Source organism: Aeromonas sp. QDB30 (genome assembly GCF_027707645.1).
Lineage (GTDB): Bacteria > Pseudomonadota > Gammaproteobacteria > Enterobacterales > Aeromonadaceae > Aeromonas > Aeromonas caviae.
The window spans coordinates 1-21,350 of the sequence record NZ_JAPCIY010000073.1 but is presented as its reverse complement, the minus strand read 5'-3'; the positions used below and the strand labels follow the sequence as shown (position 1 = coordinate 21,350).

The 21,350-nt window shown below is 62.8% G+C and carries 23 protein-coding genes; 10 read left to right on the top strand and 13 right to left on the bottom strand.

Annotation, left to right across the window (positions count from 1 at the left end):
• Positions 1–174: 174 nt before the first annotated feature.
• Positions 175–1,200, bottom strand: a complete 1,026-nt coding sequence (locus PG896_RS17385) for a flagellin N-terminal helical domain-containing protein (RefSeq protein WP_244812519.1) — start codon at positions 1,198–1,200, stop codon at positions 175–177.
• A gap of 316 nt (positions 1,201–1,516) precedes the next feature.
• On the opposite strand from PG896_RS17385, the gene PG896_RS17380 reads away from it, so the two are divergent.
• From PG896_RS17380 to PG896_RS17370, 3 genes are all read left to right on the top strand, one after another.
• Positions 1,517–1,810 carry a helix-turn-helix domain-containing protein gene (locus tag PG896_RS17380; RefSeq protein WP_223917222.1) on the top strand — a complete coding sequence of 98 codons (294 nt, stop codon included), beginning with the start codon at positions 1,517–1,519 and terminating at the stop codon, positions 1,808–1,810.
• The gene (locus PG896_RS17375; protein WP_201985066.1) at positions 1,794–3,110 is read left to right on the top strand and encodes a HipA domain-containing protein; all 1,317 of its coding nucleotides are present in this window, start codon (positions 1,794–1,796) and stop codon (positions 3,108–3,110) included. Before PG896_RS17380 ends, PG896_RS17375 begins: the two co-directional genes overlap by 17 nt.
• Before the next feature lie 97 nt (positions 3,111–3,207).
• Positions 3,208–3,450: a DUF3297 family protein gene (locus PG896_RS17370; RefSeq protein WP_005302916.1), complete on the top strand. Its 243-nt coding sequence runs from the start codon at positions 3,208–3,210 to the stop codon at positions 3,448–3,450.
• A 272-nt stretch (positions 3,451–3,722) separates the two neighbouring features.
• On the opposite strand, the gene PG896_RS17365 is transcribed toward PG896_RS17370, so the two are convergent.
• Both PG896_RS17365 and PG896_RS17360 read right to left on the bottom strand, forming a co-directional pair.
• Entirely contained in the window at positions 3,723–4,157 is a 435-nt protein-coding gene (locus tag PG896_RS17365) for a DMT family transporter (RefSeq protein ID WP_113736103.1), read from the bottom strand.
• A gap of 10 nt (positions 4,158–4,167) precedes the next feature.
• Positions 4,168–4,620 carry a DMT family transporter gene (locus tag PG896_RS17360; RefSeq protein ID WP_210600782.1) on the bottom strand — a complete coding sequence of 151 codons (453 nt, stop codon included), beginning with the start codon at positions 4,618–4,620 and terminating at the stop codon, positions 4,168–4,170.
• 100 nt (positions 4,621–4,720) lie between these two features.
• On the opposite strand from PG896_RS17360, the gene PG896_RS17355 reads away from it, so the two are divergent.
• From PG896_RS17355 to tauD, 6 genes are all read left to right on the top strand, one after another.
• Positions 4,721–5,614: a LysR family transcriptional regulator gene (locus PG896_RS17355; protein ID WP_039039201.1), complete on the top strand. Its 894-nt coding sequence runs from the start codon at positions 4,721–4,723 to the stop codon at positions 5,612–5,614.
• A gap of 150 nt (positions 5,615–5,764) precedes the next feature.
• Positions 5,765–6,868, top strand: a complete 1,104-nt coding sequence (locus PG896_RS17350; RefSeq protein WP_223918439.1) for an ElyC/SanA/YdcF family protein — start codon at positions 5,765–5,767, stop codon at positions 6,866–6,868.
• Between the two features lie 319 nt (positions 6,869–7,187).
• Complete coding sequence (gene tauA, locus PG896_RS17345) at positions 7,188–8,162, top strand: taurine ABC transporter substrate-binding protein (RefSeq protein WP_244812610.1); 975 nt, start codon at positions 7,188–7,190, stop codon at positions 8,160–8,162.
• Positions 8,163–8,178: 16 nt separating this feature from the next.
• Positions 8,179–8,946: a taurine ABC transporter ATP-binding subunit gene (gene tauB, locus PG896_RS17340; protein WP_244812611.1), complete on the top strand. Its 768-nt coding sequence runs from the start codon at positions 8,179–8,181 to the stop codon at positions 8,944–8,946.
• Positions 8,943–9,785: a taurine ABC transporter permease TauC gene (gene tauC, locus PG896_RS17335; RefSeq protein ID WP_244812612.1), complete on the top strand. Its 843-nt coding sequence runs from the start codon at positions 8,943–8,945 to the stop codon at positions 9,783–9,785. The genes tauB and tauC overlap by 4 nt, the downstream gene beginning before the upstream one ends.
• 67 nt (positions 9,786–9,852) lie before the next feature.
• A complete protein-coding gene (tauD, locus tag PG896_RS17330; protein ID WP_043155533.1) occupies positions 9,853–10,704 on the top strand; it encodes a taurine dioxygenase in 852 nt (283 codons plus the stop codon).
• A 360-nt stretch (positions 10,705–11,064) separates the two neighbouring features.
• On the opposite strand, the gene PG896_RS17325 is transcribed toward tauD, so the two are convergent.
• From PG896_RS17325 to PG896_RS17290, 8 genes are all read right to left on the bottom strand, one after another.
• Positions 11,065–11,433: a DUF1428 domain-containing protein gene (locus tag PG896_RS17325; RefSeq protein ID WP_010673687.1), complete on the bottom strand. Its 369-nt coding sequence runs from the start codon at positions 11,431–11,433 to the stop codon at positions 11,065–11,067.
• An 83-nt stretch (positions 11,434–11,516) separates the two neighbouring features.
• Positions 11,517–12,878, bottom strand: coding sequence for an MFS transporter (locus PG896_RS17320; RefSeq protein ID WP_041213223.1), 1,362 nt, complete (start codon positions 12,876–12,878; stop codon positions 11,517–11,519).
• A 164-nt stretch (positions 12,879–13,042) separates the two neighbouring features.
• Complete coding sequence (gene cyoE / locus PG896_RS17315; RefSeq protein WP_119197460.1) at positions 13,043–13,936, bottom strand: heme o synthase; 894 nt, start codon at positions 13,934–13,936, stop codon at positions 13,043–13,045.
• A gap of 8 nt (positions 13,937–13,944) precedes the next feature.
• Positions 13,945–14,274: a cytochrome o ubiquinol oxidase subunit IV gene (locus PG896_RS17310; protein ID WP_270835995.1), complete on the bottom strand. Its 330-nt coding sequence runs from the start codon at positions 14,272–14,274 to the stop codon at positions 13,945–13,947.
• Positions 14,275–14,970, bottom strand: a complete 696-nt coding sequence (locus tag PG896_RS17305; protein ID WP_080560441.1) for a cytochrome o ubiquinol oxidase subunit III — start codon at positions 14,968–14,970, stop codon at positions 14,275–14,277.
• Positions 14,891–16,867 (bottom strand): cytochrome o ubiquinol oxidase subunit I, encoded by a 1,977-nt coding sequence (gene cyoB, locus PG896_RS17300; protein ID WP_041211612.1) that lies wholly within the window; start codon positions 16,865–16,867, stop codon positions 14,891–14,893. The genes PG896_RS17305 and cyoB overlap by 80 nt, the downstream gene beginning before the upstream one ends.
• Before the next feature lie 3 nt (positions 16,868–16,870).
• Positions 16,871–17,959, bottom strand: a complete 1,089-nt coding sequence (gene cyoA / locus PG896_RS17295; protein WP_080767819.1) for a cytochrome o ubiquinol oxidase subunit II — start codon at positions 17,957–17,959, stop codon at positions 16,871–16,873.
• Between the two features lie 623 nt (positions 17,960–18,582).
• Positions 18,583–18,780 carry a carboxymuconolactone decarboxylase family protein gene (locus PG896_RS17290; protein WP_223917181.1) on the bottom strand — a complete coding sequence of 66 codons (198 nt, stop codon included), beginning with the start codon at positions 18,778–18,780 and terminating at the stop codon, positions 18,583–18,585.
• A gap of 102 nt (positions 18,781–18,882) precedes the next feature.
• On the opposite strand from PG896_RS17290, the gene PG896_RS17285 reads away from it, so the two are divergent.
• On the top strand, positions 18,883–19,791 hold the full coding sequence (locus PG896_RS17285) for a LysR family transcriptional regulator (RefSeq protein ID WP_052815582.1): 909 nt from the start codon (positions 18,883–18,885) through the stop codon (positions 19,789–19,791).
• Between the two features lie 90 nt (positions 19,792–19,881).
• Here PG896_RS17285 and PG896_RS17280 read toward each other — a convergent pair whose 3' ends face one another.
• Both PG896_RS17280 and PG896_RS17275 read right to left on the bottom strand, forming a co-directional pair.
• Positions 19,882–20,211, bottom strand: a complete 330-nt coding sequence (locus PG896_RS17280) for a DUF3634 family protein (RefSeq protein ID WP_039039207.1) — start codon at positions 20,209–20,211, stop codon at positions 19,882–19,884.
• A gap of 95 nt (positions 20,212–20,306) precedes the next feature.
• A complete protein-coding gene (locus PG896_RS17275; RefSeq protein WP_370736853.1) occupies positions 20,307–21,311 on the bottom strand; it encodes a nucleoside hydrolase in 1,005 nt (334 codons plus the stop codon).
• Between the last annotated feature and the right edge of the window lie 39 nt (positions 21,312–21,350).

The following is a 21,350-nucleotide window of genomic DNA, read 5'->3' as shown; positions in this document are numbered from 1 at the left end:
TGCGGTGGCAAGGATGGACATCCCCTGTGCGCGAAGCACCGATAACTGGTATCGTTGCCCCTCGGTCAACTGCTGATAGCTCATGGTGATACTGCTTTTACTTTGGCGAGCAGAAGGGTACCACCAATCAGCAGTTGGCCACCTCTCGCCATTCATCCATGAGTGTCGCACTTATTATCTGAATTCCCGGGGTGGATGAATGCTGCCATTTGCCAGAGTAAGGCTATTTCCTTGAGAGCTATATATCGTAAGCTGATTATTAGCAGGGTTGTTGTTATACGAACCACTGACGGAAAATCCAAGACCTGCAGATTGTGCCGCAATGTTGATCCGATGGACGACCGTTGCCATCAACCAACTATTTTCCGACGTGGGGTTCACAGGATCCCAGCCAGTCATGTCGATGCCCGTTGTCAAATCCACCGTCTGTCCTTCGATATCGATATAGGAAGGAAGAGTGGACAGATCGATTGACGATCTTACCGAGAATGGGTGCTGTACAGCTTCTATCGGGCTCTGGTTATTTGGGAAGCTAGTGCTATTGATGTCAGCAACAAACGCTTCTAGCGTTGGATAGTTTGTGTCGAACGTCACGCCGTTGAGTGTGATAGGTTGGGCACCTAACTGAAGACCATCAATGCTGTGAGCACCAGGTTTACTGCTGGTTGGACTGCGAGACTGCCAAACCATTTCTCCAAGGTTTTTGGTTTGCGCATTCATATCTGTGATGACCATGTTTTGACCAGCATAAGCTCCTATAGAAAACACCCCTTCATATGTCCCGGCCAATAGGCTCTGTCCAGCAAAAGTTGTCTTGGTTGCGATCCGATCCATTTCCAAACGCATCTGCTGGAACTCCATATTGAGTGCTGCCCGGTCATCTGCCGAATTGATGCCACTACCAGCCTGCAGAGCAAGTGTACGCATACGCTGCATGAGATTCATCGACTCGTCCATTGCCCCATCAGCAACATTGATAACGGAGATGGCATCATTGATATTTCGAATCGCTCCATTGCTACCATTGATTTCGCTTGTCAGACGATTACTGATCTGAAGTCCCGCAGCATCATCTGCTGCGCTGTTGATACGCAAGCCCGAAGATAAACGCTTGAGAGATGAGTCAAAAGACCCCATCAGACTACTAAGATTACGTTGTGCAGCTATTGCAGTACTATTGGTGCGAATTGAGAGTAACATAGTGTCCTTGCCGCAGAGTCTAAGATTCAATCTAGTCTTCAATTACTATCGGCATTACCATATGAATCTTTATTAAAAATTGACTTACGATGTGATCGGATTTAACTCCATACATCCAGACACTAGTCCCTACTCCACTGTGGAGGAGATAGTGTTGTAACTATGTGAATCGCCAACAGCTTTGTAGACTCCTCTACACTTTTATCTTGCAACCAGTACCAGAACCATCAAAAGTGCACTATCGTACACTTTTAATTGCTGTTTGCTCTTACCATGAGTTAAGGTGTAACAACCTACACTTTTTTTCGTGATCATGATGGCAGACGCATCGTTGCAAACCGGCCCGAAAGCACTGGATCCCGCCTCGCTGGGGCTGGCGATCCGCGAGAGACGCAAAGCCGCCAGGATGACCCAGGAGGTGACGGCCTCACTGTGCGGTATCTCCAAGAAGACCCTGATCAAGATTGAAAAAGGGGGGGATGTCTACCTCTCGACCCTGTTGCAGGTGATGAAGGCGCTGGGGCTGCGCTTGCAACTGGTGCAGGAAATGGGCTCACAGGTAGCGAGCGGCAACAGCCAACCCGAGGTCGGTGATGATGGGTGGTTCTGAGCACCATCGGCTGGAACTTCGGCTGGGTAACCAGCTGATCGGCCATCTCGAATATGACTCCAGCCGGGATGCGTTTCAGCTCGGCTATACACCTGAGTGGCAGGCGCGTGGCTTCCCGCTCTCCCCGCCGCTGGCGCTGGATGGTTCGGCCAGCAGCGCCCAGATCCGGGCGTATCTCGGCAACTTGCTGCCTGAAAATCGCGGGCTGGAGCACCTGATTGAGGCGCTCTCCGTTTCGCGCAGCAATCTCTTTGCCCTGATCCACGGCATCGGTCGCGATGTCTCAGGGGCGGTCACCTTTACCCTGCCCGCAGAGCCCGACGTCCCCACCCATTTTCGCCCCATCACCCCGAAAGAGCTGTTGCTGCGCCTCGATCAGCCCGAGATCTGGCCGCTGGAAGTCTGGGATGGTCGCCCCCGCCTCTCGGTTGCGGGCGTGCAGGCCAAGCTCAACCTGCTGCGACTCGAGGGGACGCTGGGATTTGGCGAGGGCGAGCTCTGTTCCACCCACCTCCTCAAGTTCGAGCATCACCCTCATCTGGTGATCAATGAGTTCGTGACCATGCGACTGGCCGCACTGCTGGGCATGCCGGTGGCGCGGGTCGAACTGCACAGGGTCGGCCAAGGCGATAAGTCCCACCGAAGCTTGCTGGTGGAACGGTTCGATCGGCGCCTTGACGAGGATGGCTTGAGGGTGCGCCGTCGTCACATGATCGATGCCTGTCAGGGGCTGGGGTTTCCCGTCGCCCGAAAATATGAACGCAACTTCGGTGACGGGCGGGACGTGGCCCATATTCGGGAAGGGGTGAGCCTGCCACGGCTGTTCAGTCTCAGCGCCCTCTGTGTCAATCCGGCGCAGGCCAGACTGGACATGCTGCAATGGCTGCTCTTCAACCTCTGCGTCAACAACCACGATGCCCACGGCAAGAACTACAGCTTCTTCGTATCAAAAGCAGGGCTGATGCCCACCCCCTGGTACGATCTGGTCAATGTGGGGCTTTACCCCGAGTTCAACCAGCATCTGGCCATGGCCATAGGCGACGAGTTTGCTCCCGAGGCGGTCAACGCATGGCAGTTGCTGGAGATGGCCGAGGCATGCGAGCTGCCCAAACGCCTGTTGCAGCAGACCTTGCACAAGATGGCCAGCGACATACTGCATCAGCTTGATGCCGCCATCGCCCTGGTTGAGACAGACAATCCCGCCGAGCTGGCTTATCTGGCACGTTACAGAGACGACGTTGAGCACCGTTGCCACCATTTTCAGGCGCAGGCGACGCTGTTGCCCGAGCTGCAACTGTAGCCAGACCTAGTCCCCCCCATGGGACGCAACCCAGCCTTGAGCCCATGACGGGCATTGCCTACAATGACCCACTTTTTATCACACTCAGGTAAATAAAATGAGCGACAACAAACCTGCACTGCCCGACCGTCTGGCGGCCAACCCGCGCAGCCCGCACCATGTGGCGGAGTGCTTCCAGCACGAGATCGGCATTCGCGTGAACGGCAAGGAGCGCACCAATGTCGAGGAGTACTGCATCAGCGAAGGTTGGGTGAAGATCCCCTCCCCCAAGGCCAAGGATCGCTACGGCAACCCCATGCTGATCACCGTCAAGGGCACCGTCGAGGCTTTCTACGCCTAAGCCGCCCTGACCGCGCGCCCCGTCGGGCCCGCCGCCATGCTGTTCAGAACACCGGCCTTGCGCCGGTGTTCTGCTGTTGAGGGCGGCCCAGGGTGACAGGCGCCTCTCTTTCATTGCTCTCTGTTGCCTTCCTGTTTCTTCCTTTCCCTCCCTTTCTTTCGCCTTTTCCTTTTCATCTGGGCCCTGAGCCGACAGGAGAGCCGCCTTTGGCATCCAGGCAGGGCGACACTCTTGTCATCCCTGCCGGTTTACCCAGACCATCACCGCATCACTCACCCTCGGGAGCGCGACTTGCCGCCCTGCCAGCGTTGCAGCGCAGCCCCCGCCAGCACCAGCAGGATGCCGAGCAGATCACTTGCGGCCAGCCGTCCGGCCAGGGCATCGAGCAGTGCGCCTCCCGCCAGCTGGCCCGTGACGATGAGCAGGGCGCAGGCCAGGGCGCCGATCCGGCCGATGGCCCAACTGCTGATGGCGACGAACAGCGCCCCCAGCACCCCGCCGAGCAGCAGCCAGGGATCGAGCCCGGCGAGCCGCTCCCAGGGTGCCCCTTTGAGGATGAGCAGGACGCCGAGCAGCCCGAAGCCGAGCAGGTGGTTGGCCAGCGACGCCGTCATGGCGCCCCGGGCGCTGGCGAGGCGGCCATTGAGGGTGCGCGACAGGCTCACCGCCACGCCGTTCAGCAGTCCCAGCAGGATCAATAGGGTCATGGTGTCTCTCCTAACGCAGCACGATAAGCAGTGCGCCGGCCATCACCAGCAGGGCGGCGAGCGCGTCTTTTCCCGAGGGGCGGCGGCGAGCCAGTCCGAGCCAGCCGAGGCCATCGCAGGCCAGGGTGCCCGCCATGCCGAGGGGCGAGTTGAGGCACAGGGCCGCCAGTACCACGGTGAGCGCCCCCGGCAGACCGCCGAGCCAGGCCCAGAGCGGGGCCGCCTCCGGCGTCGGGGGCCTTGGGGAGAGCCACCACAGGAGCCCGGCCACCAGGCTGCCGACCCCGTGGGCCAGCCAGCTCGCGAGCCAGGGGTCGGTGGCGCGGGACAGGGCGCCGTTCTGGGCGATCATCAGCGCCAGTAGCAGGCCGGCGGCGAAGGCGGCCAGGGCACCCAGGGTCTGGCCAAGTGTCTGGCCGAGGGCGGGGCGGCCGGGGCCGCGGTCAACAAGCGGGGGGATCATGGGGTTGCTCCTTGGTTGAACTGACGAGCAGGGTAAATTGTTTTTGATTTGGGGATAATCTACCCTTCTGGAACAACATTGTTTCCATATCGAGAACAACATGAACCAGGAAGCCTTCGCCCTGCTCCCCGCCTTCGTCGCCGTGGTGGAGTCGGGCACCTTCTCCGGCGCCGCCCGTCAGCTCGGCCTCAGCAAGTCGGTGCTGAGCAAGAAGGTGAGCCAGCTCGAGCAGGCCCTCGGCTGCCAGCTCCTCTATCGCACCACCCGTTCCCTCACCCTCACCGAGGCGGGGGAGCGCTACTTCGAGACGGTGCGCCATGCAGTGCGCCTGGCCAGCGACGGGGAAGATGCCATCGGCGCCCTGCAATCGGCCCCCCGCGGCCTGCTGCGGGTGACGGTGCCCATGGTCTATGGCCGGCGCCACATCGCCCCCCTTGTCCCCGAGTTTCTCGCCCTTCACCCCGAGGTGCAGTTGCAGCTGGAGATGAGCGACGCCCGGCAGGATCTGGTGGCCGAGGGGTTCGACGTGGCGGTGCGCATCGGCGAGCTGGAGGATTCGAGCCTGGTCGCCCGCCGCCTCGCCCCCTGTCTCAGCACCCTGTGCGCCGCCCCCGCCTACCTGGCGCAGGCCGGCACGCCCCGCACCCCGGCGGATCTCGAGCGCCACAACTGCCTCTTCTACTCCCTGTTTCGCGGCGGCACCCAGTGGCGGCTGCACGGGCCCGAAGGAGAGGTGGCCATCACCCCCAGGGGCAATTTCGAGGTCAACAACAGCGATGCCATCCACACCGCGCTGCTGGCGGGACTTGGCATCGGCAACATGCCGGACTTCATCGTGGCGCGGGATCTCGCCATCGGGCGGCTGGTGCCCGTCCTGCCAGACCATGCCCTGCCCGAGCACGGCATCTGGTGCGTCTATCCCAAGCGCCGCCACCTGCCCGCCAAGGTGGAGGCCTGGCTGGCCTTCCTGCAGGCGCGTCTGGGGCTGCGCTGAGGGGGGCCATCGGGATAACCGGAACGGTTCACGTTTTTTTCATCGGGAAGGGAGTAGAGTAAGCAGCAAACCAAGCATCTGTTTTTATTGGAAAAGCATTCAGGGGACGAGCCAAGGCATCGCGCCCCGCACCCCAGAGGGAGCCCCATGATGAAGAAAACCGCGATTGCCCTGACCCTCACCAGCCTGCTGACGCTGCCGCTCGTTGTCTCATCCGATGCCTGGGCCGCCCCGGTGCGCTCCCTGCAAAAGGAGCAGAATTACGAGCAGTTCATCAGCAAGCGCCAGGTGGTGGATCAGCTGCTGGCAGACGCCGCCCGCATCTTCCACTCCCCCGCCCGGGTCTCCGATGCGGGCTTCACCGCCAAGATGCCGAGCAACATGGAGCAGGTGACCACCCTGCTGCTGGAGGCCCACCAGCTCGAGCCCTATCGCACCGATCTGCTTATCTCGGCGGCCAACGCCCAGATCTACAACGGCAACGTGGACAGGGCCATCGCCCTGTTCGAGCAGGCCCTCACCGCCGCCCCGGACGATCTGGACATCAACACCTATCTGGCCACCTGGCAGCGCTTCAAGGGCAACCAGGCCAAATCCGATGGCTATCTCAAGCGGGTCGGCGAGCTCAATGCCGGTCGCGCCGCCGACTTGCAGCGACTGTTCGCCACCGTGGACAGGATGGTCGCCACCCCCCTCAAGGAGCGTCAGGGACGGGGCGAGAAGAAGGGGCGCCGCGCCATCGTCACCCTGGGCTATGCCCTCAATCCCGATGGCTCCATGCACGACATCCTGCTGAGACGCCTCGAGACCACCCGCGCCCTGGCCCAGGCCGATCCGGCGGCCCTCGTCATCCTCACCGGCGGCGTGCCCCAGAACCGCCAGACCGAGGGCAAGCTGATGGCGGACTGGCTGGCGAAAAAGGGCATCGACCGCTCCCGCATCATCGAGGAGAACTACGCCACCAGCACGGTGGAGAACGCCCTCTACAGCGGCTATGCCCTCGCCCGCCACGAGATTGAGTTCGCCACCCTGGTGAGCTCGGCGAGCCATGTGCGCCGGGGCCAGACCCTGCTGGAAATCGCCTGTTGGCAGAGCGGCCCGGCGAACATCCGCATCGACAGCGTCGCCTACCCGGACAAGCCCCTCTCGGCCCTGGCCAAGGCAAGCCCGGAGGAGCTGCTTGGCATCTACCGGGACGCCCTGCGCACCTATGGCCTGTGGAGCTACCGCTCGGCCCCGCTGGTGGAGCGCTGATCCCCCGGCCCCGCCACCCTGGCGGGGCCTTTTCCTCCCTTCCCCCTACCAGTCACTGCCCCCCTCTGCCCTCCCTGTTGGCCTACCCCCGCACGCACCTGCCGGCCCCTGGGGGCCGACCCTTGGCCCCTTGCGTCAGCCACCCGATAGACGGCGGGTGAGCAAGCTATCCACTTTCTGGCATATCTCAATCAGATCATTGATTTACCGTTCTTTTTCTAAGAACCAAACGGCATGAGAACACCCTTCTCGTTCCTTCGCCCCCGGGGATGTTCAGATAAAGATGTGGCTTCCAACACCCCCAACAAGGAAGTGCATCATGACAGCAAAAGGCATCTCTCTGTGGCTCGCGGCCTCCATGCTGCTCGGCCAGTCCGCCCAGGCCCTCGACGTCACCGTGGCCTACCAGACCTCCGCCGAACCCGCCAAGGTGGCCCAGGCCGACAACAGCTTCGCCAGGGAGAGCGGCGCTACCGTGGATTGGCGCAAGTTTGACAGCGGCGCCAGCGTGGTACGGGCGCTCGCCTCCGGCGACGTGCAGATAGGCAACATCGGCTCCAGCCCCCTGGCAGTGGCGGCGAGCCAGAACCTGCCCATCGAGGTGTTCCTGCTCGCCTCCAAGCTCGGGGAATCCGAGGCCCTGGTGGTGAAGCAGGGGCTCGAAAAACCCGAGGATCTCGCGGGCAAGCGCATCGCCGTGCCCTATACCTCCACCACCCACTACAGCCTGCTGGCGGCCCTCAAGCACTGGAACGTCGACCCCGCGACGCTGCAGATCGTCAACCTGCAACCACCGACCATCATCGCCGCCTGGCAGCGGGGCGACATCGACGGCGCCTATGTCTGGGCCCCCGCCCTCAACCAGCTCACCAAGGAGGGCAAGGTGCTGACCGACTCCGCCCAGGTGGGTGACTGGGGGGCGCCGACCCTGGACGTCTGGGTGGTGCGCAAGGACTTTGCCAAGGCCCACCCCGAAGTGGTGCAGGCCTTCGTGAACAGCACCCTGGCCGCCCAGCGCGACTACCTGGCCAACCCCGACGGCTGGCTCACCAAGCCGGACAACCTCGCCAAGCTGGCCAAGCTGAGCGGCGTTCCCGAGGCGGACGTTCCCGCGCTGGTGAAGGGTAACACCTACCTCGATGCGAAGGCCCAGAGCGCCGAGCTCGGGCGCCTCGTCAACCAGACCATCATCGACACCGCCCGCTTCCTCGAGAGCCAGGGCAAGGTCGCGAACGCCGCCTCGGACTACCGCCAGTTCGTGACCGATCGCTTCGTGAAAGCCGTGGCCCAGTAAATCCAAGGAGACGACCATGCTGCAGCTCTCTCATGTGTCCGCCGAGTACGCCGGCAGGCGGGTGCTCGACAACATCAACCTCTCCCTGTCCGAGGGGGGGCTGATGGTGGTGCTGGGGCCCTCGGGCTCGGGCAAGACGACCCTCCTCAACCTGGTGGCGGGCTTCGAGCCTTGCCACCACGGCCAGATAAGCCTTGAGGGCAAGCCGGTCACCGGCCCCGGCGCCGAGCGCGGCGTGGTGTTCCAGAGCGAGGGGCTGCTGCCCTGGCGAAACGTGCGAGACAACGTGGCACTCGGCCTGCAGCTGGCGGGCGTGCCCAGTGCCGAACGCACCGAACAGGCCCGGGCACTGCTGCGTCAGGTGGGGCTGGAGGGGGCCGGCGATCGCGCCATCTGGCAGCTCTCCGGCGGCCAGCGCCAGCGGGTCGGCATCGCCCGGGCCCTGGCCACCCAGCCCCGCCTGCTCCTGCTGGACGAGCCCTTCGGCGCCCTGGACGCCTTCACCCGGGAGCAGATGCAGACTCTGCTGCTGCGCCTGTGGCACGAGCACCGGCGTCAGGTGATGCTCATCACCCACGACATCGAGGAGGCCATCTTCATGGCCACCGATCTGGTGCTGCTCTCCCCCTCCCCCGGGCGGGTGACGGAGCGGATGACCCTGGATTTCGGTCGCCGCTTCGCCGCCGGGGAGCCCTGCCGCAGCATCAAGTCCGATCCGGCCTTCATCGAGCGCCGTGAATACGTGCTGGAACGGGTGTTCGCAGAGCGGGAGGCCTTTGCATGACTCTCGCCCTCGCCCGGCAACGGGATGTCACCCACACACGGGCAGCGGGCTGGCCCCTGCCCCGCCGTCTGACCCTGAGCCTCGCCACCCTGATCGTGCTGCTGGCCCTGTGGTGGCTGGTGGCCCACTTCGGCTGGGTCGATCCCCTGTTCCTGCCGCCCCCACAGCGGGTGCTGGCACAGCTCATCACCATCGCAGGCCCAACGGGCTTTATGGATGCCACCCTGTGGCAACACCTGGGGGCCAGCCTGGGGCGCATCCTGGTGGCGCTCGCTGCCGCGGCGTTCTTTGGCATCACGGTGGGCATCGCCATGGGGCTCTCCCCCACGGTGCGCGGCGTGCTGGATCCCCTCATCGAGCTCTACCGCCCGGTGCCGCCGCTCGCCTACCTGCCACTCATGGTGATCTGGTTTGGCATCGGCGAGACCTCCAAGGTGCTGCTCATCTATCTGGCCATCTTCGCGCCCGTGGCCCTGGCGACCCTGGCGGGGGTGCAGAGCGCCAACGCGGTGCGAGTGCGGGCAGCGCAGGCGCTGGGCGCATCCCGGTCCCAGGTGCTCTGGCACGTGATCCTGCCAGGGGCCCTGCCGGACATCCTGACCGGGCTGCGCATCGGGCTCGGGGTGGGCTGGTCCACCCTGGTGGCGGCCGAGCTTATCGCCGCCACCAGGGGGGTGGGCTTCATGGTGCAATCCGCCGGCGAGTTTCTCGCCACCGACGTGGTGCTGGCGGGCATCCTGGTGATCGCCCTGATCGCCTTCGTACTGGAACTGGGACTGCGCGCCCTGCAGCGCAGGCTCACCCCCTGGCATGGAGAAGGACAATTAGCCACAGGCTGACCTCTTTCCTTCGCCCCCCTTTCCTATTGGTATCGGGCCTTCACGCCCCCAGACATGGAGCAAGACCATGACCGACAAGTTGACCATTACCCCCCTCGGCCCCCACATCGGCGCCGTCATCGCCGGCGTCAATCTGGCCGAGCCCCTGAGCCAGGGGCAGTTCGAGCAGCTCCATCGCGCCCTGCTCAAATACCAGGTGCTGTTCTTTCGCAACCAGCCCATCACCCCGCGAGCCCAGCGGGCGCTGGCGAACCGTTTCGGGGATCTGCACATCCACCCCGTCTACCCCCACACGGAGGAGGCCGAGGAGATCATCGTGCTCGATACCCACGATGACAATCCGCCGGACAACGACAACTGGCACACCGACGTGACCTTTATCGAGACGCCCCCGGCACTGGCCATTCTGGCCGCCAAGCAGCTGCCCCCCACCGGGGGGGACACCCTCTGGGCCAGCGGCATCGCGGCGCTGGCGGCCCTCTCCCCGCCTCTGCAAACCCTGCTGGCAGGGCTGGAAGCCGAGCACGACTTCACCAAGTCCTTCCCGGCCCATCGCCATGATGACAGCGAGGAGGCGCGCCAGCGCTGGCAGGCGGCCGTGGCCCGTCACCCGCCCCTGCGCCACCCGGTGATCCGCACTCATCCGGTGAGCGGCCGTCAGGCCCTGTTCGTCAACGAGGGGTTCACCACCCGGCTGCCCGGGCTGCCCCCCAAAGAGAGCGAGGCCCTGCTCGGCTTTCTGTTCGAGCACATCACCCGCCCCGAGTTCCAGGTGCGCTGGCGCTGGCAGGAGAACGACATCGCCATCTGGGACAACAGGGTGACCCAGCACTATGCCAATGCCGACTACCTGCCGGCCCGCCGGGTGATGCACAGGGCCACCATTCTCGGGGACAAGCCCTTCTGGCGCCCGGGCTGAACATCCCCCATGGAGAGCGACCATGAGATAACGCCCAGCAAAAAGCCCGCCGGCTGGCGCAATGCTGTTCACTTAAGAGAATTTGAGTTCCAGTCCACGTAGTATCAGGACAAAAAAGCGAGGGAGGCATGATGCCTCCCTCTTTCTATTGCAAGCCCCGCTGGATAAAGGCTGGAGGAAGATCGACTGGACACAGCCTTGCCCCCTCAACTCAAATCCAATTTATGAATAATCAGTCAAAAAAGTGCTTATCTGAACAGCATTGCGCCGGCTGGCGGGCTTTTTCATCATCTGACGGGCCTGGGTGTTGCTATCGGCCCTTGCGCTCCGGCCACCAGGGTGAAGCCCCGATGGCCGGTCTCAGCCCTTGAGCTCCAGCACGGTGGTGAAGCCTCCGAAGATCATGCGGGCGCCATCAAACGGCATGGTCTGGTGCAGGGGATTGGCGGGGTCCATCCTGGGGTCCTGCATCATCTTGCCCATGGCGTCGTCCCGCACCGCCTTGCTCGGCCACTCCACCCAGGAGAAGACCACGGTTTCATCCTCCCTGGCCGCCACCGCCCGATAAAAGTCGGTCTGCTTGCCGTGAGGCACGTCGTCCCCCCAGCACTCCAGCACCCGGGTGGCGCCGTATTCGAGGAAGATGGGGTCAAACTGCCCCGCATGATCGATCAGGGCCTGCTTGTTGGCCGTCGGCACGGCGAGCACGAATCCGTCCACGTATGACATCAGAGGTTCCTCCTGTGAGTGAGGATCTCAGCATAGCAGCCGCCCATCAGCCCGCGCTCTGCGCCGCCCCGCGCAGCCCGCCATCACAAAGAGACCAGCCGCTCCAGATCGCTGCGGGTCAGGCGCTTGCTGTCCACCTTCACGTAGAGGGAGTGCTCCTCGCGCACCAGCAGCACGTCGCTTACCCCCTCGCAGGCGCGGATCCGCTGCTCCAGGGCCGGGGTGGCCTCGACCCCTTCCGGCAGCACGATGCGCAGGCTGCTCACATAAGGGGGCTCGGCCATGGTGAGGCTCACCCCGAGCCAGGCGAGGGCCAGGGCGGCGCAACCGCCAAACACCAGGGGGCCGCCCCCCAGGCTGTAGAGCAGGCCGCCGAGACTGCCGCCGATGGCGACCCCGAGGAACTGACTGGTGGAGTAGACCCCCATGGCGGTGCCCTTGTAGCCCGGCGGGGACTCCTTGCTGATGAGAGACGGCAGCAGCGCCTCCATCACGTTGAAGCCGATGAAGAAGAGCTGCAACCCGGCGAGCAAACCCCACAGCTGCTGGCCGCTCTGCCAGAGCACCAGCTCGGCGGCCAGCATCACCACCACGCACCCGATGAAGACCCGCTTCATCTGGCGGTGCTTCTCGGCATAGATGATGAAGGGCACCACGCTGACGAAGGCGATCAGCATGGTGACCAGATAGGCCTGCCACTGGCTGTCACGGGGCAGGCCCGCACGTTCCAGCAGGGGCGGCAGGGCCACGAAGCTCGACATCAGCAGGGTGTGGACGCAGAGGATGCCGAGGTTGAGTTTGAGCAGGCGAGGGTTGGTGAGCACGGTACGAAAGCTGCCTCGCACCATGGCGGACTCGCGATTTTGCAGGTGTGCCGCCGGGGTCGGCACCACCCAGAGCACCATGGCGATGGCGGCCAGGGCCAGCAGGGCGATGAGCCAGAAGAGGCCGGACAAGCCCAGGGCATGGGTGATGAGGGGGCCGGTCACCATGGCGATGGCGAAGGTGATGCCAAAGCTCACCCCGATGAAGGCCATCGCCTTGGTGCGATTCTGCTCCCGGGTGAGATCCGACAGGAGCGCCATGACGGCGGCGGAGATGGCGCCGCTCCCTTGCAGGGCGCGCCCGACGATGACCCCCCAGATGGCGTCGCTCAGGGCGGCGATGACGCTGCCAAGGGCAAACATCAGCAGGCCGCCAACGATGAGGGGCTTGCGCCCCACCTTGTCGGAGAGCAGGCCGAAGGGGATCTGGAACAGGGCCTGGGTCATGCCGTAGATGCCGATGGCAAGCCCGATGAGCGCCTCGGAGGCGCCCGCCAGGGACATGCCGTAGGTGGTCAGCACCGGCAGCACCATAAACATGCCGAGCATGCGCAGCGAGAAGACGGAGCCGAGCGCCCAGGTCGCGCGTCGCTCGCCCCTCGTCATGGTGAAATCATTCATGAGGGCCTCGATGAGTCAAAAAGAAGAGAGAAAGAAAGGGGTGACAGGCGCCCGGCCGCCCCGAAAAATCGGCGATGCCCCTCGCAGGGCGGCGCCCATAATAGCAGAGCCGGGAAGATTCCCGGCTCTGGATTTCATGCATTTCAGGGGTGCAGTTCACACTATCAGGGCAGCATGCTCACCAGCACCGGCGCTGCGTCCGGCTGGAAGTCCACCGACATCATCACGCTCAGGCAAGTAATGGTGACGATGGAGAACATGAACAGCTTGCGCGCCCAGAGGGAGTCGTCCACCGCCGCCTTGTAGCCCGACAGCGCCATCCCCAGCCACCAGACGCTCACCGCGGTGGCCACCACCAGATACTTGTAACCGGCGTAGCCGCCGAGGAACAGCATCAGGGTCGGCACCATGAACGCCAGGATGTAGAGGGTGATGTGGAGCTTGGCCACCGGGATCCCCTTCACCACCGGCAGCACCGGGATGTTGGCGGCCTGGTAGTCCTTGAAGCGGAAGATGGCGATCGCATAGGAGTGCGGCATCTGCCACAGGCTGAAGATCGCCAGCAGGATCAGGGCCCCCGAGTCGAACTGCCCGCTCACCGCGCAGTAGCCGATGACCGGCGGCGCGGCGCCGGAGAGGCTGCCGACCAGGGTGCCATAGACCGAGTGGCGCTTCATGTAGAGGCTGTAGATCCCCACATAAACCAGGAAGCCCAGCACCGCCAGCAAGGCGGCCAACGGATTGGCCGCAAAGTAGAGCAGTGCAATGCCCGCAACGCCCAGCGCCGTCGCATACCAGAGGGAGACACCGGGGGCGATGAGCCCCCGCACCAGGGCGCGGTTCTTGGTGCGCTCCATGATGCAGTCGATGTCCCGGTCGATGTAGTTGTTGAACACGCAACCGGAGGCCACCACCAGTGACACCCCCACCATGGTCAGGATGAACAGGGGCACATCCAGGCTCCCCTTCGAGGCCAGCAGGAATCCCCCGATAACCGAGATGAGGTTGCCGAAGATGATGCCCGGCTTGGTCACTTGCAGGTATTGCTTCATCATCATCAACCCGCTCAGTGAACCATCATGTTGATGTTGAGGTTGTACATGATCCACAGGGAACCCACGACCACGATGGCGATGATGAGCACGGTAAAGACCAGTGCCACCAGGTTCCAGCGCTCCTCGGAGGAGGTGTTCATGTGCAGGAAGTAGACCAGGTGTACGAAGATCTGCACCACCGCCATGCCGACCACGGTGCCGAGCACCACGGCGTGGGAGGCGGAGCCGTCCATCACCATCCAGAACGGCACGGCGGTCAGGATGAGTGACAGCACGAAACCGATCATGTAGGACTTGACGCTGCCGTGGCTGGCGCCGTGATTGTCAACGGAATGACTCATTTACATGACCCCCATCAGATAGACCACGGTGAAGACGCAGATCCATACCACGTCGAGGAAGTGCCAGAACAGGCTCAGGCACATCAGGCGAGTGCGGTTGCGCTCGGTCAGCCCCTTCTTGGTGATCGACACCATCATCACGATGATCCAGACCAGGCCGCTGGTCACGTGGATACCGTGGGTCCCCACCAGGGTGAAGAAGGCAGAGAGGAAGCCGCTGCGATCCGGGCCCGCCTCGTGCACGATCAGGTGATGGAACTCGTAGATTTCCATCGCGATGAAGCCGGCACCCAGCAGGAAGGTGACGAACAGCCAGGTGTTGACTGCCGCGACCTTGTTCTTGTTCATGGCCAGCATGCCGAACCCGAAGGTGATGGAGCTCAGCAGCAGCAGCATGGTTTCGGCGAACACGAACGGCAGTTCGAAGATGTCCTTGCCGGTGGGGCCGCCGGCAGTGCCGTTGACCAGGACCGCATAGGTCGCGAACAGGGTCGCGAACAGGATGCAGTCACTCATCAGGTAGATCCAGAAACCGAATACCTTGGTGGCACCGGCATCGTGGTGCCCATCCTCATGGGCACCGTGAGAGTGATGTAGTACGTCAGTCGCCATGGAATTAAGCCACCTTGTTGATGTTGTCGAAATGCTGACCTTCGATGCGCTCGATCTCGTCAACCTGTACGTAGTAGTCCACATCGTCGTTGAAGCTGTGGATGATCCAGGTGGCGATCATGCCGATGAAGCCGGCGATGGCCATCCACCAGATGTGCCAGATCATGGCAAAGCCGAACACCACGCTGAAGGCGGCGATGATGACACCGGCACCGGAGTTCTTCGGCATGTGGATGGGGGCATACTGGGCAGGCTTCTTGTAAGCGCTGCCGTCAGCCTTGGCTTCCCAGAAGGCGTCCAGACCGGTGACCTTCGGCTCGATGGCGAAGTTGTAGAACGGCGGCGGAGAGGATGTGGCCCACTCCAGGGTACGGCCACCCCAGGGATCGCCGGTCAGGTCGCGGTTCTTCTCGCGGTCGCGAATGCTGACCACGATCTGGATGACCTGGCACAGCACGCCCAGGGCAATCAGACCGGCGCCGCAGGCGGCGACCACCAGCCAGCCGTGGAACTCGGGATCGATGTTCTGGCTGACACGACGGGTCATGCCCATGAAGCCCAGCACGTAGAGCGGCATGAAGGCCACGAAGAAGCCGGTGATCCAGCACCAGAAGGCACGCTTGCCCCAGACGTCATCCAGCTTGAAGCCGAACGCTTTCGGGAACCAGTAGGTGATACCGGCGAAGCAGCCGAACACCACGCCGCCGATGATGACGTTGTGGAAGTGGGCGATGAGGAACAGGCTGTTGTGCAGCACGAAGTTGGCGGCCGGCACGGAGAGCAGTACCCCGGTCATGCCACCCACGGTGAAGGTGATGATGAAGCCGACGGTCCACAGCATGGGGGAGGTGAACTCGATGCGACCGCGGTACATGGTGAACAGCCAGTTGAAGATCTTCACCCCGGTCGGGATGGAGATGATCATGGTGGTGATGCCGAAGAAGGCATTCACGTTGGCGCCGGACCCCATGGTGAAGAAGTGGTGCAGCCACACTATGAAGGAGAGCACGGTGATCGCCACGGTCGCCCACACCAGGGAGGTGTAACCGAACAGCTTCTTCTTGCAGAAGGTCGCCACCACTTCGGAGAAGATCCCGAACACCGGCAGCACCAGGATGTACACCTCGGGGTGACCCCAGGCCCAGATCAGGTTGATGTACATCATCATGTTGCCACCCATGTCATTGGTAAAGAAATGGGTACCCAGGTAGCGGTCTGCGGTGAGCAGGGCGATGGTGACGGTCAGGATCGGGAAGGAGGCGATGATCAGGATGTTGGCACACAGGGCGGTCCAGGTGAAGACCGGCAGGCGCATCATGGTCATGCCAGGGGCACGCATGCGGATGATGGTGGCGAAGAAGTTCACGCCGGTCAGCAGGGTCCCCAGACCCGAAATCTGCAGACTCCATATCCAGTAATCGACCCCGACCCCGGGACTGAACTCCAGCCCCGACAAGGGCGGATAGGCCAGCCAGCCGGTCTGGGCGAATTCACCGACCCCGAGGGAGACGTTGATCAGCACCACGGCCGCGGCGGTGAACCAGAAGCTCAGGTTGTTCAGGAAGGGGAAGGCCACGTCACGGGCACCGATTTGCAGCGGCACCACGATGTTCATCAGACCGATCACCAGCGGCATGGCCACGAAGAAGATCATGATGACGCCGTGGGCGGTGAAAATCTGGTCGTAGTGATGGGCATTCAGGTAGCCTTCGCCACCCCCGGAGGCGATGACCTGCTGGCCACGCATCAGCACGGCGTCGGCAAAGCCACGCAGCAGCATGACCATGCCCAGAATGAGATACATGATACCGAGGCGTTTGTGGTCGACCGAGGTCAGCCACTCTTTCCACAGATATTGCCACTTGCCGTAGTAAGTGATGAGACCGGCGATGGCCAGGCCCCCCAGAATGATACCGGCTATCGTGACCATGATGATGGGTTCATGGTACGGAATAGCCTCGAGTGTCAATTTTCCAAACATCGATTATTCCTCGGATCCTGCTTTCACACTCTTGTCGGCCGACATGGCCATGTGTCCGGCATGGGCGTCATGGTTCATGGCCTGGTTCTCCATGGCGTCCTCTTGCGAGGCCTCATGGTTCATCCCTTCGTGGTCCATGGCACCCGCTTTCGGGGCGGCGTCATGGTTCATGGCCTCGTGGTTCATGCCCTCGTGATCCGCGGAGCCCGCAGCCGGGGTGGCGTGACCACCATGGGACATGCCGCCCATGAACTTGTTGATGATGTTGACGAACAGCTTGGGATCGGCGCTGGCGAAGTACTCCACCGGGTGGTTTTCGCTCTTCTTGGCCAGGGCATTGAACTCATCCATGGTGCTCAGGGCCTTGGAAGAGGCCTTCACCTTGGCTACCCAGGCGTCGAAACCGGCTTGGTCCTGGGTCGCGATGGCCTTGAACTTCATGCCGGAGAAACCGGCACCGCTGTAACCGCCGGAGATGCCCTTGTACTCGCCCGCTTCGTTGGCAATCAGGTGCAGCTTGGTCTGCATGCCGGCCATGGCGTAGATCTGGCCGCCCAGTTGCGGGATGAAGAAGGAGTTCATCACGGTGTCGGAGGTCACCCGGAAGTTGACCGGGGTGTTGACCGGGAAGGCCAGCTCGTTGACCGACGCAATGCCCAGCTCCGGATAGACGAACAACCACTTCCAGTCCAGGGAAATGACATCCACCTGAACCGGTTTGACGTCCGATTCCAGCGGCTTGTAGGGGTCGAGGGAGTGGGAAGTTTTCCAGGTGATCACCGCCAGGATGACGATGATGATGACGGGTACAGTCCAGACGACTGCCTCAATCTTGTTGGAGTGGGCCCAGTCCGGCGCATAGGTGGCACTGGTGTTGGACGCCCGGTATTTGTAGGCGAACGCCACCGCCATGACAATCACCGGCACCACCACGATCAGCATCAAGCCGAGTGCGGTGAGTATCAGTGACTTCTGCTCCATACCGACCTGCCCCTTGGGGCTCATCAGTGCCATGTCGCAGCCACTCAGCAAGCTGGCGGTCGCGAGCAGCAGCAAAGCGCCCAAGCCCCTCTTCACATCAAAGAGTCTCATGCAATGTCCTCATCTTTTGAAGGCTTATTGGTATAAAAAAATGCAGCATTTTATTGCATCAGACCGGCATGTGAACAACATGAAAAATTAATCCCAAAAATGTTCAAAAGGTGATGGAAAGCGGTATCAGATGTTAATCCCTTGACAATGACCAATTTATTCAAGTTACACCGCGGCAATTCATCTTCCGTTAATCTCTCGCGCCACCAAAAGTGACCACCAATTAACCAAAAAGATCCATCTGGTCTGTTTTTAACCCGCCATTGCGATCAAAAAAGAGCCATACAGCCCCTTTTCGACTCACAGGTCATTTCTCCACACCTTGATCTGGATGGGTATTTTTCGGGGAAGATTAAAAAAATAATTAATCAAACGAATGTGTGATTAACTTCCCGTCCCCCGACAACGGTCGCAACCCCTGGCGCCAGAAGGCACACTTCGTAACAAAACGGGCCCTTGTGCGGGTCCGTTGACAATCGTTTTCTCTCCCTCACTCGGAGTCGGAGTCAGGAGTGATCGTGTTCCATCCGGGTCGCCACGGCGATCCGGTTCCAGGCGTTGATGGTGACCACCTGCATCAGACACTGGGCTAGCAGGGTTTCCCCCAGTTGGGCCAGCGCCGCCTAATAGGTCTGCACCGTGAGCCCCTTGTCGGCGATCAGGGTCACCTCGTCGGTCAGGGCCAGCACCGCCCGCTCCCGGGCGTCGAACAGCGGCGACTCCTGCCAGGCGGCCAGCGCCAGCAGACGCTGGGCGCTCTCCCCGTGCTTCATCGCCACGTCGGAGTGCATCTCGATGCAGTAGGCGCAGCCGTTGATCATGGACCCCGGATGGGGCGGTGAGCTGATTGTTCACTTTTTCATTGTTGATTAGAATATCGTCATAACCTGCAACAGTTTTGCGTTTATCGCAAAGGTGAATCCATGCTGGATCGCATCCGCATCCTGGCCCAGGTGGTGGAATCGGGCAGTTTCTCCCGTGCCGCCCGCGCCCTCAACCAGGCCCCCTCCTCCGTGACCCGTGCCATCGACGCCCTGGAGCAGCAGCTCGGGATCCCGCTCTTCAAGCGCAGCACCCGCCAACTGGTGCTGACCGAGCAGGGCGCCTATTTTCTCGCCCGCTCCCTGCCCCTGCTGGAGGAGGCGGATCAGCTGGTGCAATCCCTGCAACCCCTCTCGGTGGCGCCAGAGGGGCCGCTGCGGGTCTCGGTGTTCGAGAGCTTCGGCGCGTCCTGGCTCTCTCCCCGCCTGCCCGACTTCCTCGCCCGCTACCCCGGGGTGCGCCTGGAGGCTGCGCTGGACAACCGCATGGTGGATCTCGATGCCGAGAACGTGGACGTGGCGGTGCGCATCGGCAAGCCCGCCGACAGCAGCCTGCACACTCGTCATCTGCTCACCAACCGCTCGCTGCTGGTCACCTCCCCCGCCTATCTGGCCCGCCATGGCGAACCCGCCCATCCCGCCGAGCTGGCCCACCACAACTGCCTCATTCGCGGCCATGGGCGCCAACGCCAGCACTGGTACTTCCAGCAGGGCACGGAGCGCGAGAAGGTGGCGGTGCAGGGCAACCTCGCCTCGGTCGGGGGCACGCCCCTGCTCTGCGCCGCCCTCGCGGGGTCCGGCGTGCTGCTGCTGTCGAGTTGGATGGTGCAGCAAGGCATCGACGAGGGCACCCTGCTGCCGCTGCTGCCAGAGTGGCTCGCCTCCCCCTACGAGGATCGCCAGGACGAGATCCACGCGGTGTTTCGTGGCGGCCGCTTCCTCAAACCCCAGACCCGCGCCTTCATCGACTTTCTGGTCGAGGCGATCAGGCCCCTGCAAGGGCCGCGCTGACCGCAACAGAGCCTCCTGGCGAAACGCTGAAAACGCAGACGCCGGGCACAGGGCCCGGCGTCTGGAAATGAGGGTCGCCACGGCGACCGCTCAGCGTGATTTTCGCCCGTCAGGGCTTGGGGAGAGCCCCCGGTAATCCCCGTAGGGGAAGATGTTGCGCAGGCGCTGGGCCACGGGCTCGGGGATGGAGCGGGAGAAGACCAGCCTCACCCCGTTGCCGTCCCGCAGGCCCAGGATGCGTCCGCGCACCGGCTCATGGTGCAGGATCTGGGTCGCCTGGGTCACAAAGCGCGGCGGCACCGAGCCCCGCTTCACCACCACCTTGCCCGGCGCGAGCCGGACCTCGAAAAGGGCGCCGCGCCCCAGCGTCATCAACCACCCGATCAGGGCTATCGCCACCAACAGAGACAACCAGGCCATTGCGTCTTCCTCCCGTCAACCCGATATTCGCCAGTATAACCGGGGGCGCCTCACCATGACCCGGCCGCCATCACGCTTTCACTCACTGCCGGGCCTTATCGGCGCCCCTTGCCCCAGGCCACCAGGGTATCCCGATAGAGGGCGAGCAAGGCCTGATCCCGCACCGCGACCCCGACCTGCTGGGCCGGGCAGTCGGCCCACTCGTCATGGGGATGGCGGGTGTCGTCAAATTTTTGCAGGGTATGGCCGATGGCGGGCCCCTCGGTGATGACCCGCACCGGCCCCTTGCGCAGGGTGAACAGCGCAGGATCGATCACATAGGCGATGGCGGAGGGATCGTGCACATGGCACCCCGCCATGCCGATGCGCTCGGAATAGAAGCGCAGGTAGAAGCGGCTGACATCCCACAGGAAGCGGCCCGGCTCCCCCGCATCGTCCCGCAGGGCATCCAGATAGTCGGCGGTGAAGATGCTCTGCTGGGTGACGTCGAGCCCGATGATCACCAGGGGCCAGGGGGCGGTGAAGACCCGGTCCGCCGCATCGGGATCGTCGTGGATATTGGCCTCGGCATAGGGGGTCACGTTGCCGCGATGGCCGTTGACGCCAAAGGCACCGCCCATCACGACCACTTCTTTCACCAGGGCGGCTACTTCGGGGGCCGCCTCGAGCGCCAGCGCCAGGTTGGTGAGGGGACCGATGGTCACCAGGGTGATCTCGCCGGGATGGGCCTTCACCGTCTCGACGATGTATTGCCAGGCCGGGCGGGGATCCGGGATGAGGGTCACCTCCCCCGCCTGGACGTCGCCAAAGCCGCTCGGGCCGTGCACCACCGTCGTCGGCCCCACGGGCTCGCGCAGCAGCGGCGCGGCGGCGCCCCGGGCCACGTCCGCCTTCATGCCATATTTTTGCTTGAGCCAGAGGGCGTTGCGGGTGCCATTTTCGATGGTGGCATTGCCAAACACCGTGGTGATGGCGAGCAATTCGATGGCAGGGTGCGCCTCGGCAAACAGAATGGCCATGGCATCGTCGATGCCGGGATCGGTATCCAGAATGATCTTGTGGGTCTTGACATCCTCCCCCACCTTAGCGCTTCGCGTCACAGGAGGGGGATTCCCATTACTGGGTGATAGCTGCTCGCG

What these genes read in the sequence shown, in the direction of transcription:
- PG896_RS17385 (WP_244812519.1), bottom strand. Translation starts at nt 1,200, where the DNA reads ATGTTACTCTCAATTCGCACCAATAGTACTGCAATAGCTGCACAACGT.
- PG896_RS17380 (WP_223917222.1), top strand. Translation starts at nt 1,517, where the DNA reads ATGGCAGACGCATCGTTGCAAACCGGCCCGAAAGCACTGGATCCCGCC.
- PG896_RS17375 (WP_201985066.1), top strand. Translation starts at nt 1,794, where the DNA reads ATGATGGGTGGTTCTGAGCACCATCGGCTGGAACTTCGGCTGGGTAAC.
- PG896_RS17370 (WP_005302916.1), top strand. Translation starts at nt 3,208, where the DNA reads ATGAGCGACAACAAACCTGCACTGCCCGACCGTCTGGCGGCCAACCCG.
- PG896_RS17365 (WP_113736103.1), bottom strand. Translation starts at nt 4,157, where the DNA reads ATGACCCTATTGATCCTGCTGGGACTGCTGAACGGCGTGGCGGTGAGC.
- PG896_RS17360 (WP_210600782.1), bottom strand. Translation starts at nt 4,620, where the DNA reads ATGATCCCCCCGCTTGTTGACCGCGGCCCCGGCCGCCCCGCCCTCGGC.
- PG896_RS17355 (WP_039039201.1), top strand. Translation starts at nt 4,721, where the DNA reads ATGAACCAGGAAGCCTTCGCCCTGCTCCCCGCCTTCGTCGCCGTGGTG.
- PG896_RS17350 (WP_223918439.1), top strand. Translation starts at nt 5,765, where the DNA reads ATGAAGAAAACCGCGATTGCCCTGACCCTCACCAGCCTGCTGACGCTG.
- tauA (WP_244812610.1), top strand. Translation starts at nt 7,188, where the DNA reads ATGACAGCAAAAGGCATCTCTCTGTGGCTCGCGGCCTCCATGCTGCTC.
- tauB (WP_244812611.1), top strand. Translation starts at nt 8,179, where the DNA reads ATGCTGCAGCTCTCTCATGTGTCCGCCGAGTACGCCGGCAGGCGGGTG.
- tauC (WP_244812612.1), top strand. Translation starts at nt 8,943, where the DNA reads ATGACTCTCGCCCTCGCCCGGCAACGGGATGTCACCCACACACGGGCA.
- tauD (WP_043155533.1), top strand. Translation starts at nt 9,853, where the DNA reads ATGACCGACAAGTTGACCATTACCCCCCTCGGCCCCCACATCGGCGCC.
- PG896_RS17325 (WP_010673687.1), bottom strand. Translation starts at nt 11,433, where the DNA reads ATGTCATACGTGGACGGATTCGTGCTCGCCGTGCCGACGGCCAACAAG.
- PG896_RS17320 (WP_041213223.1), bottom strand. Translation starts at nt 12,878, where the DNA reads ATGAATGATTTCACCATGACGAGGGGCGAGCGACGCGCGACCTGGGCG.
- cyoE (WP_119197460.1), bottom strand. Translation starts at nt 13,936, where the DNA reads ATGATGATGAAGCAATACCTGCAAGTGACCAAGCCGGGCATCATCTTC.
- PG896_RS17310 (WP_270835995.1), bottom strand. Translation starts at nt 14,274, where the DNA reads ATGAGTCATTCCGTTGACAATCACGGCGCCAGCCACGGCAGCGTCAAG.
- PG896_RS17305 (WP_080560441.1), bottom strand. Translation starts at nt 14,970, where the DNA reads ATGTGGACTACTACGTACAGGTTGACGAGATCGAGCGCATCGAAGGTC.
- cyoB (WP_041211612.1), bottom strand. Translation starts at nt 16,867, where the DNA reads ATGTTTGGAAAATTGACACTCGAGGCTATTCCGTACCATGAACCCATC.
- cyoA (WP_080767819.1), bottom strand. Translation starts at nt 17,959, where the DNA reads ATGAGACTCTTTGATGTGAAGAGGGGCTTGGGCGCTTTGCTGCTGCTC.
- PG896_RS17290 (WP_223917181.1), bottom strand. Translation starts at nt 18,780, where the DNA reads ATGATCAACGGCTGCGCCTACTGCATCGAGATGCACTCCGACGTGGCG.
- PG896_RS17285 (WP_052815582.1), top strand. Translation starts at nt 18,883, where the DNA reads ATGCTGGATCGCATCCGCATCCTGGCCCAGGTGGTGGAATCGGGCAGT.
- PG896_RS17280 (WP_039039207.1), bottom strand. Translation starts at nt 20,211, where the DNA reads ATGGCCTGGTTGTCTCTGTTGGTGGCGATAGCCCTGATCGGGTGGTTG.